Here is a 707-nt window from a genome sequence, read left to right on the forward strand (position 1 = left end):
AAAGGGCATAAACATCGTGAAGCGTGGCAACAGAACTACAAAGGTGCTCGTGAAGTAGAGGGTGCTGTCTTGTTCGTTTCATTAGTGTCCCATTAAAATCGGGGGACACTAATAACTTTACTTTATTTACAACAGAAAAATACAATACAAAACTATTAATATAAAATCCAATAATTATGAAAACAAAATTTTACCCCCGAATTGTTCGCTTTTTGCTTGCAATTGCGATCTGTCTACCCGTATGTGGTAGCAATATGTTCGCTCAAACAGCAGAGTCGTATGTCGTGTTAGATAATGCAGCCGGAACGCTGACTTTCAAGCACGATGCTAACAAACCCGCAGGAGCGTTCTCGCTGAATGAGGGTGAGACTAATCCTGCTTGGTATGATGGTGATGGTACTGAGGACCTCTATAACAAAAACAACATTAAGAAGGTAGTCTTTGATGCTTCTTTTGCCAATGCACGTCCCACAAATTGTTACAGCTGGTTCTTTGGATGTAAAGATTTAACCACTATTGAAGGTATAGGGTATCTGAACACAGAGAATGTGACAAGTATGAGGGCAATGTTTAGTGGTTGTAGTAGCCTTACCTCACTGGATGTTTCTAATTTTAAAACGCAGAATGTGACAAGTATGAGGGCTATGTTTAGCCGTTGTAGTAGCCTTACTTCCCTTGATGTCTCTAAATTCAATACAGATAAAGTA

Annotated in this window: 1 protein-coding gene; it reads left to right on the forward strand. The window is 39.6% G+C overall.

Annotated elements, in window-relative coordinates:
• Positions 1–176: 176 nt before the first annotated feature.
• The coding region (locus HMPREF0673_RS14625; protein WP_216589856.1) for a BspA family leucine-rich repeat surface protein at positions 177–707 on the forward strand (531 nt) is incomplete at its 3' end.

Source organism: Leyella stercorea DSM 18206 (genome assembly GCF_000235885.1).
Classification (GTDB): Bacteria; Bacteroidota; Bacteroidia; order Bacteroidales; family Bacteroidaceae; genus Prevotella; species Prevotella stercorea.